10 protein-coding genes are annotated in these 14,507 nt (G+C 39.1%); 5 read left to right on the top strand and 5 right to left on the bottom strand.

Translation table 11 applies throughout. From position 1 onward, the window contains the following. The first annotated feature begins 163 nt into the window (after window positions 1-163). Complete coding sequence (locus tag BM291_RS17270) at window positions 164-2,701, top strand: phosphoenolpyruvate carboxylase (protein WP_092899751.1); 2,538 nt, start codon at window positions 164-166, stop codon at window positions 2,699-2,701. Between the two features lie 211 nt (window positions 2,702-2,912). Here BM291_RS17270 and BM291_RS17265 read toward each other — a convergent pair whose 3' ends face one another. From BM291_RS17265 to folP, 3 genes are all read right to left on the bottom strand, one after another. Continuing rightward, complete coding sequence (locus BM291_RS17265) at window positions 2,913-5,546, bottom strand: valine--tRNA ligase (RefSeq protein WP_092899749.1); 2,634 nt, start codon at window positions 5,544-5,546, stop codon at window positions 2,913-2,915. Between the two features lie 263 nt (window positions 5,547-5,809). Next, a complete protein-coding gene (cdaA, locus tag BM291_RS17255; protein ID WP_092899745.1) occupies window positions 5,810-6,691 on the bottom strand; it encodes a diadenylate cyclase CdaA in 882 nt (293 codons plus the stop codon). Continuing rightward, window positions 6,688-7,572: a dihydropteroate synthase gene (folP, locus tag BM291_RS17250; protein WP_092899743.1), complete on the bottom strand. Its 885-nt coding sequence runs from the start codon at window positions 7,570-7,572 to the stop codon at window positions 6,688-6,690. The genes cdaA and folP overlap by 4 nt, the downstream gene beginning before the upstream one ends. 14 nt (window positions 7,573-7,586) lie before the next feature. On the opposite strand from folP, the gene BM291_RS17245 reads away from it, so the two are divergent. Genes BM291_RS17245 through BM291_RS17235 form a run of 3 tightly spaced genes read left to right on the top strand, consistent with a single transcriptional unit; the run spans window position 7,587 to window position 9,759 of the window. Beyond that, window positions 7,587-8,132 (top strand): DUF1599 domain-containing protein, encoded by a 546-nt coding sequence (locus tag BM291_RS17245; protein ID WP_092899741.1) that lies wholly within the window; start codon window positions 7,587-7,589, stop codon window positions 8,130-8,132. Beyond that, the gene (locus BM291_RS17240) at window positions 8,125-9,225 is read left to right on the top strand and encodes a BT_3928 family protein (RefSeq protein WP_092899739.1); all 1,101 of its coding nucleotides are present in this window, start codon (window positions 8,125-8,127) and stop codon (window positions 9,223-9,225) included. The genes BM291_RS17245 and BM291_RS17240 overlap by 8 nt, the downstream gene beginning before the upstream one ends. Window positions 9,226-9,228: 3 nt before the next feature. Further along, the gene (locus BM291_RS17235) at window positions 9,229-9,759 is read left to right on the top strand and encodes a shikimate kinase (RefSeq protein ID WP_092899737.1); all 531 of its coding nucleotides are present in this window, start codon (window positions 9,229-9,231) and stop codon (window positions 9,757-9,759) included. On the opposite strand, the gene BM291_RS17230 is transcribed toward BM291_RS17235, so the two are convergent. Together BM291_RS17230 and BM291_RS17225 are read right to left on the bottom strand one after the other, a co-directional pair. Further along, window positions 9,749-11,254 (bottom strand): OmpP1/FadL family transporter, encoded by a 1,506-nt coding sequence (locus BM291_RS17230; protein WP_092899735.1) that lies wholly within the window; start codon window positions 11,252-11,254, stop codon window positions 9,749-9,751. The genes BM291_RS17235 and BM291_RS17230 overlap by 11 nt on opposite strands. 178 nt (window positions 11,255-11,432) lie before the next feature. After that, on the bottom strand, window positions 11,433-12,767 hold the full coding sequence (locus BM291_RS17225; RefSeq protein ID WP_092899733.1) for a hypothetical protein: 1,335 nt from the start codon (window positions 12,765-12,767) through the stop codon (window positions 11,433-11,435). A 122-nt stretch (window positions 12,768-12,889) separates the two neighbouring features. On the opposite strand from BM291_RS17225, the gene proS reads away from it, so the two are divergent. After that, window positions 12,890-14,371 (top strand): proline--tRNA ligase, encoded by a 1,482-nt coding sequence (gene proS, locus BM291_RS17220; RefSeq protein ID WP_092899731.1) that lies wholly within the window; start codon window positions 12,890-12,892, stop codon window positions 14,369-14,371. Window positions 14,372-14,507: the final 136 nt, after the last annotated feature.

Below are 14,507 nucleotides of genomic sequence, written 5' to 3'. Positions count from 1 at the left end.
ATTGAATTATCCGGTATGAGGTTTTTGCGCTTTTATTGGAGATTTACTCATTTGGTTAATAAAAAGGAAGATAAAAAGTTTATTTGTTAATGAATACTCAATAATTATTTCAGTTTTTAGAATTTTTACTAATTTGCTTAACCATTAAAACGGAAGATGAATAATGTATAAAACCTATGATACCCAAGTAGCCAAGCGCTTCACTATTTACAACAGTTTATTTTTAGATCTTCCCTTCAATGACATCTACCGAACTGGAACATTGCTTCCGATTTTGGGAACAGCATGTCAAAATGGTTTCCAGAAAGGTTTAACTCCAAAGGAAATTATTGCAGGGTTTTTCGATGAACTGATGCCTGACTCTACGGAATCTCAGCAATCTGATTTGCTATTCCAAATGATCCAGTACGTAGAAAGACAAGTAGTCTTGTTTGATTCTATTGAGGATGCTGCTTATGAGAAAATCCATGATTTGAAGGGGAAAGGGACTATCAAAGCTTTGATTGACCGAACAGACAATGATAACAAGCGAGAAGAGTTGGTAGAAAAGTTGAAAACTTTCTCTGTGCGTTTGACGCTAACGGCTCACCCTACTCAATTTTACCCAGGCAATGTCTTAGCCATTATCACAGATCTTGAGAATGCTATTCGTACCGATGACATCGGTAAGATAAATTCCTTATTGCAACAGTTAGGTAAAACAGGTTTCACCAAAAGAGAAAAGCCAAGCCCTTATGACGAGGCGGTTAGCTTGATCTGGTTTTTGGAAAATGTATTTTATCAAAGCATATCAGATATCATGATTCGCTTACTAGGATCCTTAAATATTCCACTTCACGATTGGGAGAATCCGGGATTACTTAAGATAGGATTTTGGCCTGGTGGAGATAGAGATGGGAATCCATTTGTTACACATACGATTACAAAGCAAGTAGCTGAGCGCCTTAAGAAATGGGTGTTGAAATGCTACTATAGAGATGTGCGTAAAGTGCGAAGAAGGTTGACTTTCAAGCACGTAGAAGATATTCTGATAAATATTGAGCGTGGTCTATATGCTACTCTATTTGAAAACGATCCTGTTTACAAGAGCAAAGATCAATTGCTGGCTGATCTACTTTCAGCCAGAGAAGGCTTGATTAAATATCACGAGGGACTTTTCTTGGATGTATTAGATCAGTTTATTTTAAAAGTAAAAATATTTGGTTTCCACTTCGCGTGCATGGATATGCGTCAGGATAGCCGTAAGCACGATGCGCTGATAGAGGAGATTTTCCAACTACAGGGCAAGGAGCTTCAGGGAACAGAAGATGAGCAGATAGCTCAGATTATGAGCCTTACTTCTATTCCGGAAATTGCTTCTTTCCAAGATCCGTTTAACCAAGAGATGTTGCAGTCATTTGGTGTGATCGATTCTATCCAACAGGAAAGTGGCGAAGAAGTTCTGAATCGCTACATTATCTCAAACTGTCAGTCTAGAAAGCACCTTCTTGAGGTGTTCAAGTTGAATCAATTGTGTTTGGGTAAAGACAAGGAGTATATGCCATTGGATATTGTCCCGCTTTTTGAGACGATTGATGATTTGGCTGAAGCTCCTGAGATCATGACTAGTCTTTACAATATGCCTGAGTACAAAAAGCATTTGGCATTTAGAGGTAATAAACAAACGATCATGCTTGGGTTCTCTGATGGAACCAAGGATGGTGGTTATCTACAGGCTAACTGGTCTATTCTTAGAGCAAAAGAAGAGATGACCAGAGTATCCAGAGAGAATGGCATCGAAGTCGTTTTCTTTGACGGTAGAGGTGGACCTCCTGCTCGTGGTGGAGGAAACATGCATAATTTCTATGCTTCTCTAGGTGAAAAAGTAGAAAATTCTGAAATCCAAGTTACTATTCAAGGACAGACGATTTCTTCAAATTATGGCAAGCAAGCGTCTTGTACATACAATTTTGAGCAACTTCTAAGTGCAGGCTTGGAAAACCATTTGTATGGCGGTGCAGATAAGAATCTAAACACTGACCAACGTGCTTTGATAGATGAACTTGCTGGAGAAGCTTACGAGGCATATAAGAAATTCAAAAGTCATCCGATGTTTGTTCCATATTTAGAGCATGTGACTCCGCTAAAGTATTTTGGGATGACCAATATTGGCTCCAGACCATTGAAAAGAGGTAAAGGTGGTGAAGGTCTAAAGTTTGAAGATCTTAGAGCGATTCCTTTTGTAGGATCTTGGGCGCAGATGAAGCAAAATATTCCAGGTTTCTACGGAGTAGGAGCTGCCGTAGAGGTGTTGGAAAAGAAAGGGAAATTAGATGAGTTGAAAGACCTTTATAACAATAGCCTTTTCTTTAGAGCTCTTTTAGGAAATTCCATGCAGTCGCTTACTAAGTGCTTTTATCCAGCTACAGCTTATTTGAAACAAGATAAGAACTACGGTGAGTTTTGGGAAATCATGTATGATGAGTACCTGAGGTCTATAGAGAAGCTCAAAGAAGTGTCTTCAATGGATGAATTGATGGGCGATAACAAGGTGATTAAAAAATCAATTGAAATTCGTGAGCGAATCGTATTGCCATTGATTACTGTGCAGCAATATGCTATCCAGAGAATTCTAGAAACAGGTAAGACTACGGAAGTACTTCAAAAGTTAATCCTGAGAAGTATGTTTGGAATTATAAATGCAGCAAGAAACGCTGCGTAGATTTCAAACATCAATTTAAAAGCCCGACTGATTATTTTCAGTCGGGCTTTTTGCTTGAGGGGAATTGGCCACTGAGGCCAACAAGGAATACACTCCAACCATCGAGGTGTTGAAAACCTCTAAGGTTTTATTATAAGTCTAAGTAACTGTTTGAAACTGCTGCCGGTTTCCTCTAAAACTTTGTCATTTGGTCTTTGCAGGTGTTTTGGTTCTATCCTAGCTTGGCTAGACTTTCTTCCAATGCTTTAATCTTGGCTTCTGCGTCTGCTTGTTTTTTACGTTCCATTTCGATGACTTGAGCAGGTGCTCCAGCAACAAACCTTTCGTTGCTAAGCTTTTTCATTACAGAGTTCAGGAAGCCTTTATTATAATCGATCTCTTTCTGGATATTTTCTTTTTCCTCTTCCACGTTGATCGAGTCTCCCATAGGGATAAAGCACTCGTCAGACTTCACTACAAAGCTTATTGCATTATCTACTTTATCACCAAAGTTCAGCGAAGATAGATTGGCTAGCTTATTTAATACGGCGGAGAATCTACCGTAAAGTGCTTCATTCCTAGTATTGATCGTAAGATCAAGTGCATCTTTCGGAGACATTCCTTTGGATGCCCGCAGGTTTCTTACTTGTGAAACCACCTCGAAAATCTGCGAAGCATCCTCTGTGATCTGAGAATCGTATCCTTTTTCTCTAGGCCACGAAGCCAGAATCAAGGATTCTTCTACAGATCGTTCTTTGATCTGATGCCAAAGTTCTTCCGAAATAAACGGCATGAAAGGATGAAGAATTTTTAAGATATCTTCAAAAAGAGCAATAGTCTTATCGTAAGTCTGCTGATCGATCGGATGCTGATATGCTGGTTTGATCATCTCTAAGTACCAAGAACAGAAATCTCCCCAAACCAACTTATAGGTGGACATGAGCGCATCGGAAATTCTGAATTTCTCGAAGTGATCATTGATTTCCACCAAAGCTTGATTGAAACGATTCTCAAACCATTCTATACTAGAAGCATTGGCAGATCCGTCAAGGTTTGGATCAATTTCCCAGCCTTGAACAAGACGGAAGGCATTCCATATTTTATTAGAGAAGTTTCTTCCTTGTTCTACCAATTTGTCATCATACGGCAAATCATTTCCGGCAGGAGAGGAGAAAAGCATCCCTGTACGAACCCCATCAGCTCCGTTTTGAGTGATAAGATCTAGTGGATCAGGAGAATTGCCGAGAGACTTAGACATCTTTCTGCCCAATTTATCCCGTACTATGCCCGTCAAGTATACGTTCTTGAAAGGCTTTTCGCCAGTATATTCATAACCTGCAATGATCATTCTTGCTACCCAGAAGAAAAGAATCTCAGGAGCAGTTACCAAGTCATTGGTAGGGTAGTAGTATTTCAGTTCTTCATTAGGCTTTCCTGTGGTAAATACTTCTGGGTCAAAAACCGAAATTGGCCAAAGCCATGAGCTGAACCAGGTATCCAATACATCCTCGTCTTGTTTCAGGTCAGCTAAAGTGAATTTGCCATCATATTGCTCATTGGCGATTATCAAAGCTTCCTCAGCAGTTTTTGCTACTACAAATTCTCCGTTTGGAAGGTGGTACGCTGGAATTCGATGTCCCCACCAAAGCTGTCGAGAAATACACCAATCACGTACATTTTCCATCCAAGCACGGTACATGTTCTTGAATTTCGGTGGATATAACTGGATCACATCATCCATTACCGCGCTTAGTGCAGGCTTGGTGATATCGTCCATTTTTAAGAACCATTGCAAGGAAAGCTTTGGCTCAATTACAGCATCTGTCCTTTCAGAATGACCCACATTAGATTTGTAATCTTCGATTTTCTCCAACTGATCAACTGCCTTGAGTTTTTTGGCTATCATTTTTCTAGCCACAAAGCGATCTTCTCCTATAAGAATTTGAGCTTTTTCATTTAGAGTGCCGTCATCATTTAAGATGTCGATCACTTCCAGTTTATGCTTAAGTCCTAATTCGTAGTCATTGATGTCGTGAGCAGGAGTCACTTTCAAGCAACCTGTTCCGAACTCCATGTCTACATATTCATCTTCGATGATAGGAATTGCCTTATTGATCAACGGAACGATAGCTTTCTTACCTTTAAGATGTGTGAACCGAGGATCATTTGGATTGACACAAATCGCTACATCGGCCATGATAGTTTCAGGTCGGGTGGTGGCGATTGTTAGGAATTGATCTTCTGTTCCTTCGATTTTATACTTGATGTAGTAAAGCTTAGACTGAATTTCCTTGGTGATTACTTCGTCATCGGACAAAGCCGTTTTGCCTTGTGGATCCCAGTTTACCATACGGATACCACGATAGATTTTTCCTTTTTTGTGGAGATCTACGAAAACAGAGATTACTGCATCACTCAGATCAGCATCCATTGTAAAGGCGGTGCGATCCCAGTCACATGAAGCGCCAAGTTTCTTCAGTTGGTCCAGGATAATTCCTCCGTATTTATCTTTCCATTCCCAGGCATGTTCTAGAAATTTCTCACGAGTCAGAGATTTCTTGTCAATTCCCTGCTCTTTTAGCATGTTCACTACTTTGGTCTCTGTAGCTATAGATGCATGATCAGTACCAGGCACCCATAAAGCATTTTTGCCTTGCATACGTGCGCGGCGAATCAAAACATCCTGTATGGTATTGTTCAGCATATGCCCCATGTGCAAAACGCCTGTTACGTTTGGTGGAGGCATTGTAATGGTGTACGGCTCTTTGGAATGGTCAACTTTAGAAGAAAAAAGCTTGTGCTCCATCCAGTAAGCATACCATTTGGCTTCGGTAGATACTGGATCGTATTTGCTGGCAATAGACATATTCGGATTATTAATTAGAGGAGCAAAAATAGGGAATTTATACTTTGGAAGAAGACTATATGGTATAGGAAACAGCCTTTTTCAAATCATGAGCTACTTTTTAAGCAAGAATAAACTTGGTGCTGATGAAAACAAAGGAAGTCATATTTCATGTCCGGGCTTATTTTGGTGTAAAATTCCCGGGTTAGCTCCTCTGCAAAAATAGGGTCATCTAAGGTGCTAATTGTAATCCATAAAAAAAGCAAGTGAGAACTTGCCGTTTTTTATGTTGTTGTCTTACTTGTCATTGCAAGTTTTCTTCGCTTTTTCATCTCATATTCTTCTAGATCTTCAAAACGCGTATCAACATCAAGATTATTTAGATAATCATTGATTGTCTCTCTGATTTCTTGGAAGGACATATTATGAATGATTTTTCCATTTTTGGACATAGATAATTGTCCAGTTTCTTCAGAAACTATCAAAACAATAGCATCGGTGGCTTCAGACATGCCTATAGCTGCGCGGTGGCGAAGTCCAAATTGTGCTGGAACTTCTCGCTCTGTTACGGGCAAAATACAGCGAGCGGCCTTAATTTTGCCGTTATGGATGATCACAGCGCCGTCATGAAGTGGGCTGTATTTATTGAAAATTGAGATAAGAAGTCTTTTAGATAGTTCTGCGTCCAAAATATCTCCACTTTCTGCATAAAACTTCAATTCGGTGCTCTTTGAAATAACCATCAAAGCTCCAGTATTACTACCTGCCAATGTTTTTGAGGCATCAATGATGGGACTGATGTTGAAGAGAGAATTATCCTTTTTTCTCCAAAAGAAAAGCATGTCCTTCCAGACATTGTCGTCTGATAGTAAAGAAGATCGACCTATTAAAAGTAGAAATTTCCTTATTTCTGGAGCAAATATAATGATGGCTGCTATTACACCCACTCCCATGAACTGCCCCAAAATTGCAGAAAGAAGCTCCATCCTAAGAGCTCGTACCAATAAATAAATCAGATAAATAGAAAGGAAGCCTAGAAAGATCTTAATAGCTACACTTCCTTTAAGGAGTTTGTAGACTTGATATAATAGGGCGGCAACCAAGGCAATATCAATGATATTGACGATGGAGATGTCTAAAAATCCTATTTTGAAAAGTAATGTCAAGGGTATAAAGTGTTGTATAATTTTAATGTTTCGTTTGCTTCTTTAACGTCGTGAACTCGTAGGATGTTTGCACCCTGACACAAAGCAAACATATTTAATGCGGTTGTGCCGTTCAGTGCTTCTTCAGCTTTTATGTCCAATGCCTTTGATATCATCGATTTTCTCGAAATACCGACTAGTACTGGTAATGAAAGCGTCTGGAACTGATGAAGGTTCCTTAGTAAGAAATAATTTTGTTCAAGAGTTTTTGCAAATCCAAACCCAGGATCAATTATTACATCTTTGATGCCAAACTTTCTGAATTGTTCCAGTTTTTCAGTGAAATAATACAATATTTCTCCCAAAATATCTGAATAATTCGTTTTTTTCTGCATGTTTTGAGGGTTTCCTCTCATATGCATTGCTATATATGGGACTTGAAGATTAGCTACAGTTTCTAACATTTGCTCATCCAAATCCCCTGCCGAAATATCATTTACGATGTGTGCACCTGAACGTATCGCCTCCTTAGCAACTTTTGCCCGAAAAGTATCAACTGATATTAATGTCTCGGGATAATTAGCTGTGATCCATCTGACTGCAGGAATTACTCGGTCGATTTCTTCTTGCAAACTCACCTCTGCTGCACCTGGCCTGCTGCTGTATCCCCCAAGGTCCAGAATGCTAGCGCCGTTAGAAATATGCGACTTCGCTAAAGTGGCAACTTTATCCAAGGATTTTTCAGCTCTACTTCCTTCAAAGAATGAGTCGGGCGTTAAATTAACAATTCCCATCAGCTGAGGTTTGTCCCAACTGATAAGCCTTCCATCGATTAGAAGGGTGTTTTTTTGGGGAAATGATTTATCTTCGATTTTAGAAGACTTGCCCGGTAGAGGAAACATTAAACAAATATACTTTGGAGACGCAAACGAGTAACGAATATAGGGAAGTTATCAGCCGTTGTAAAGAACTATTTCGTAAGAAGACTATAGATTATGGTACGGCATGGAGGATTTTTAGGCTTTCATCTATTACAGATCAGATTTTCATTAAAGCTCAGCGTATTCGCTCCATACAGGAGAAAGGGAGTCAAAAAGTTAATGATCCTATAGAAGATGATTTCGTAGGTATCATTAATTATTGTCTGATAGCTCTGCTGCAAATCAGTTATTTAAAAGATGAGCGGATGGAGATCCCTTTTGAGGAGCTGGAGTCCGCTTACGATCACTGGGTAAATGAAACCCGTGGGCTTTTGGAAAATAAGAATCACGATTATGGAGAAGCTTGGAGAGAAATGAGGGTGAGTTCAATGACTGATATTATTTTGATGAAATTATTGCGAACCAAGCAAATAGAAGATAATCAAGGTCAAACATTAGTGTCAGAGGGTATAGAAGCTAACTATCAGGATATGATCAATTATGCAGTATTTTGTTTAATTAAATTAGACTACCATGTTTAAGCAAGGGTTTTTGTGGGTGATTCGATTTATTGTCGGAGGCCTTTTTATTTTTTCAGGACTGATCAAGGTCAATGATCCTGTAGGAACCGCGATCAAATTGGAAGAATACTTTGATGTGTTCTCAAATGATATAGCTGGGTTTTTTATCTATTTGAAGCCTTTTGCATTGGAGCTTGGGATATTTCTAGTAGTTGTGGAGGTAGTACTTGGGGTGATGTTGATACTGGGAGTTAAGAGCAGATTTACTGTCTGGGCACTTGGCTTAATGATTTTGTTTTTCACTTTTCTCACCTTTTACTCCGCATATTTCAATAAAGTGACTGATTGCGGATGTTTTGGTGATGCAATCAAATTGACTCCGTGGGAATCTTTTTACAAAGATTTAATTCTTCTGGTTTTGATTTCTATACTGTTTTTGTTTCAATTGGATTTACCCAATACATCTCCTAAATGGGCTAAAGGCGTAACGGTAGCTGCATTAGTGATGTCATTTGTATTGGCGATAATGGCAGTTCGTAATCTCCCTTTTATAGATTTTAGAGCCTATAAAATAGGGGTGAATATTCCTCAAAATATGCAACCATCATCTCCCTTGCAGTATTCCTATGTAATGAAAAAGGGTGGAGAGCTGGTTGTCTTTGATCAATATCCATCGGATGAAAGTCTCGAGTTTGTTGAAATGAATTTGAAGAACCCTGATGCATTGCCTAAAATTTCGGATTTCGCAGTTTGGAATGAGGATGGTGATTTTTCCGAAGAAGTCTTCACAGGAAACAAATTATTGATATTGGTAAGCAGTATGGCTAAAGTGAGTGATTCAAACCTTGATAGAATTGATCAATTAGTTAAATCACTGAAAGATTCGCCTGTTCAAGCTGTATTTGTAGCTGCTGCTTCTCAGGAAGAAATCCAGAACTTCACCAAATCAAGAGGCTGGGATGTGCTTTCACTTCAAGCTGATGCTACTGTAGTCAAAACCATGATCAGATCTAATCCGGGAATTCTAGTGCTAAAAAATGGTGAGGTACTAGGTAAGTATCACCACAATAACACTCCTGAGGCAAGTGAAATCATAGATTTATACATCAAATAGGAGATGAGTAAGGATTTGAAAATCGTTTTAGTAGGACTCCCTGGTTCAGGTAAAAGTACGTTTGGAAAACAACTTGCTTCAGTGCTACAGTTCCCGTATTATGACCTTGATCATCTGATTGAGGACCGTTTTCAAATGACAATTCCGGATGTTTTTTCCAGATATGGTGAAGGTAAATTTCGTGAATGGGAGACTGAGGTTCTTCAGAAATTTTTGAATAGAGAAGACTCCTATGTTTTGGCTTCTGGAGGTGGATGTCCCTGCTTCAATGATAACATGGACTTGATCAATGATAAAGCTGTATCAGTATATTTAGATGTTCCATTAGAGGAGATTTCTATGAGGCTCGGTCTCTCTAAAGCACATAATAGGCCTATGTTTTCAGGCCTTGATCAGGGTGAAATCACCTTGAAATTAAAAAGCTTGCTAGTTGAAAGAGATTATTTTTATCGCCAATCAAAAATAAAACTCAGCGGTGAAGACTTCTCCGCTGAGTTATTGGTATCTGAATTGATTCGTTTGCTTAAAAACTAAGACCTAATGTAAGTACACCGTTGAGCTGGTTATTTTTGATTTCAGTGATCGGGCCAACATTGTTTCCTTGAGTATCTAATACTTGATAACTGCTGTAGAGCGTATTGAATTTTTGATTCACCAGTGCAAAGTCAACAGAGAATTTTTTGATTTTCAAACCTAAGCCACCAGTGATTTGCTGTGAACTTCTATCATAATCTGAATCAGCGATTGGGTCGCCATAGTAACCATAACCTCCTCTAAATCTAAAATTGCTCACTCTAAATTCAGCTCCGAATCTGAAATTGATGGTACTAGCATAAAGGTTTTGGATTTCTGAATTATCCGGTCCCTCATTAAAGTCTTTGGATTTAATTCTAGCAGCACTATAATTTAACCATTCAACATCAGTGGAGATAAAGCCATTCTTGCCTAGGAATACGGTAGCACCTCCGCCAATTTTAAGAGGAGTGTTTAAATTGTAAGAGCTTAGAAATACATCTGTAAAATCTTCTTCAAGGCCTAGTGTCTTGCCTTCGGGGGCATAATCGTAATTATCATAATTAGCAATCATACTTGCGCTATATTCATCATTTAAAGCATACCAAGTAGGGCTTTGGAAGGTGAAACCAAAATTCAGGTAATCAATTGGCTTATATATCAAGCCTAAATTGATGTTCACCCCTCCACCATTTATGTATAGGTTTTCTTGCAGGCTAGAGTTAATCAGTGGGCCTTCAGAGAATTCTTCATTATAAGTTTTTTGAGAGTTGAAATTCAATGACCGTATTCCAACTGAACCGCCTACAAATAATTTGTAATTGAAATTAGCACCGTAGGCAAAGGATATTTGACTTGAGCTCCCTTCTTGCAAGATATTTTCATCCTGAAACGGAGCAATAAAACCATTGATAGGTTCATATTCTCCTGGAATCACATTGCCATTACTGTTGAGTTTTGGATTTATTTGGTAGGTATTGTAGGCCATTCCAGTCAATCCAAAATTAACTACCTGATTTTCAGTGAACCCTTGAGCATCCTGTAGATAGAAATCAATAATGGATGTGGTGCCCAGATTATCAGAAAAGTAACCATATTCAGTATTGAAATTGGCAATTCTCTGGATACTGATTCCAAATGAACCTCCTTTAAAAGAGCCTCTTGCAAAATCATCTTTAGGATTTGCCATAACGAAACTGACATTCGGTAAAGAGAAGTCAGATGTATTATAACTTTTACTTTGTCCTAAAAAACTGGTTTCTACACCCCAGTTGGTATAGCCAATAGTAGCACTTGCCTCTGATGAGCGAAAGAAGCCTAAGCCTGCTGGATTCCCGGCAATATTTGAAACATCACCACCCAAAGACCATTGAGTGCCTCCAACGCCCATTATACGGGCTGAACCAGAGGGTTTAACTTGGCTGAATCTGAAAGCATCTTCATAATATCCACTCTGTGCAAATAGCGACGAGGCGGAAAATAAACATAGTGATAAAACCAGAATGGGTATTCTCATTTAGATTTGATTTGGGTGTAATAAATAAACGTAGGTAGCTGGTAAAAATGTTTCTTTAAAGCAGATTCTTTTCCGAAAAAAAACTCAATAAAGAAATTGAGATGTGGTGATCAAATAGGTATTAACAAACAAGGCAGTGTTCTCACTGCCTTGTTTGTTAATACACTGTCAAAAGAAATTAATTGCCTCGTCCGCCTCTTGTAGTAGTGGTGGTTGTAGTAGTTCTTGTAGTTCCAGTAGAAGTCCCAGTACTACCGGAGCTTCTAGTAGGCGCGGTATACGTAGGTGTACTAGTAGGAGTGCTAGTTCTTGATGGAGTTACTGTTCTAGTATTTGTCTCTCCTCTATTGTATGTAGGAGAAGAACTTCTTGCAGGAACATTACTTCTGTTATATGAAGGGCTAGATGTTCTAGAATTGGACGGTATTGCAGATCTTACAGTACCACCTCTACCGGTATCAATAGATCTAGTATTTGAAGTACTTACACTTGGTCTAGCAGAAGGCATGGCACTTCTTGAACTTGAAACCGATCTATCCATTGCTGCTGAACCGACATTTCTTGAGCTTCCTTCTCTTGCTCTTGAATTATAATAATCATTTTGTGAAGAGCTAAAGTCTCTAGCTGAAACTCTTGAATTATCAGAATTAGAAACCAAGCGTCTTGGGGTAGCACTGTTAGTGCTATTTAATACGTCTCTTCTTGCCTGAGCTCTGGCAGTACTTGGTTGAAGCGCTACATTAGATATACTTCCTCCTCTAGAAGCAGCTAATGATGAACCTCTTGTAGGTCTTGCTCCCCTTACAACTTGACGATCTCCATATTCTCCACCAGGAAGTACATAGATTGGATTGCTCGAGAACATTGGAGAATAGCCATAACCTGGATATCCGTATCCGTATCCACCCATACCATATACTGGTCCCCATGGATCATAGAATCCCATCATACCATAAGAAGGTCTATAATACATAGATCTATAGAATGGATTGCCAAAGCCAAATCCTATATTCATATTAAATCCTGGTCTAAAGCCATAACCCATATAAGGGTTGTAGAATCCACCCATTCCAAAAGAATTCATTCCATACATCATCCCCATGTTAAAAGCCATAGAATTGCTGAAATTGGAATTATTTCCTGAGCTGCCTACTCTATAATTGTCGTAAGCATTAATATCTGGATTGCTTTCTTCTCCACTCGCTTCGTCGAAGTACACTACGTCATCTTGAGCAGTGCCTTCTTCAGCCTGATATCTTGCGATATAGTCTGGGTTAACGTTTCTTGAACTAAAGCTTTCCTGAGGGATAGTTTCAGTTGCAGAGGATGAAAGTGTCTGGAATTGCTCTGGATTATTGTTTTGCACAGCATATTCAGTAGCTATTCTAGCATCTGATGCCATGAAATACAAATTATCACTGGTATCCGAGCTAGCTAATTTGCTTGTGCTACAAGATACTAAGATCAGTGATCCGAGTATAAATGATGAGGTTATGATTGAGGAATTCTTCATAGTAGAAGTTTAAATGTTACTTTCTTATACGAGAGCAGAAGTGAAGGGTTATACTTTTTGGTTTATATTTGCCACGCATAAGTTAGCAAAAATAACCAGAATCTGTATCTCAACCAACCACAATGAGTAAAGGACTACCTAAGAGAAGCGAGGATTATTCGCTTTGGTACAACGAATTAGTTAAAAAAGCCGACTTGGCAGAGAATTCCGCTGTCAGAGGTTGCATGGTCATTAAGCCTTATGGCTATTCAATATGGGAGAAAATGCAAGCGGAACTTGATCGGATGTTTAAAGAGACCGGTCATTCCAACGCATATTTTCCACTTTTTATTCCTAAGTCTTTTCTAAGCAAAGAGGCTAAACATGTAGAGGGCTTTGCCAAGGAATGTGCTGTAGTAACACATTATAGACTCAAAAATGCTGAAGATGGAAGTGGAGTGATCGTAGATCCTGATGCTAAATTGGATGAAGAGTTAATTGTACGCCCTACTTCCGAAACTGTTATCTGGAGTACTTACAAAAATTGGGTTCAGTCCTATAGAGATCTTCCGCTTTTGGTAAATCAGTGGGCAAATGTTGTTCGCTGGGAAATGAGAACTAGATTATTTCTACGTACTACGGAATTCCTTTGGCAGGAAGGACATACAGCCCACGCTACTAAAAAAGAAGCAGAAGTGGAAACCATGCAAATGATGAATGTCTATGCACAGTTTGCTGAAGATTTTATGGCTTTGCCAGTAGTAAGAGGAAGAAAAACTGAAAGCGAACGCTTTGCGGGAGCTGATGACACCTTATGTATTGAAGCTTTGATGCAAGATGGAAAGGCTCTTCAGGCTGGGACTTCTCACTTTTTGGGACAGAATTTTGCTAAAGCTTTCGACGTGAAATTTGCTACCAAAGAAGGCGGCCTTGAATACGTTTGGGGAACGTCATGGGGAGTAAGTACTCGTTTGATGGGAGCATTGATTATGGCTCATTCAGATGATAATGGCTTGGTTTTGCCTCCAAAATTGGCCCCAATACAAGTAGTGATCATACCTATTTATAGAAAAGACGAAGAGCTGGATGCCATCACGGAGAAAGCTAATGAGATTATAGCTGAGCTTCGCAAAGTTGGAGTTTCAGGGAAATATGATAATCGTGATACCTATAAGCCGGGATGGAAATTTGCAGAGCACGAGTTAAAAGGTGTTCCGCTTAGAATAGCTATTGGCCCAAGAGATTTGGAAAATGGTACCATTGAAATCGCTAGACGTGACACCTTGACCAAAGAGCAATTTGAATTGAGCTCTGAGCCAATCTCAGATAAAATCACTGCCTTGTTAGATGAAATCCAAACTAGCATCTATTCAAAAGCTTTCAATTTCAGAGGTGAAATGACTACAGAGGTAAATTCATGGGATGAGTTTAAAGAAATATTGGAAGAAAAAGGTGGATTCCTGTCAGCCCATTGGGATGGAACTGCTGAGACTGAGGAGAAAATCAAGGATCTTACCAAAGCAACTATAAGATGTATTCCTTTAGACAGAAAGGAAGAAGCAGGAGTTTGTGTCTATACTGGGCAACCCTCTACTGGTCGAGTCCTTTTTGCAAAAGCCTACTAATCAACAAGCCCGGAAATATCCGGGCTTTTTTTATTTGTAATTGTGTCCCGTCCTGAAATAGCGTTACACAAAATGTAATGTTATGAAAGAAGAACAAGAGAGTAAGTATGTTAAGCGAACCCAACGAGATTACAGT

The sequence above is a fragment of the Algoriphagus aquimarinus genome (assembly GCF_900112005.1).
In the GTDB taxonomy this organism is placed as follows: Bacteria; Bacteroidota; Bacteroidia; order Cytophagales; family Cyclobacteriaceae; genus Algoriphagus; species Algoriphagus aquimarinus.
The sequence above is the reverse complement of the archived record's forward strand: the minus strand, read 5'-3'. Positions and strand labels throughout refer to the sequence as shown.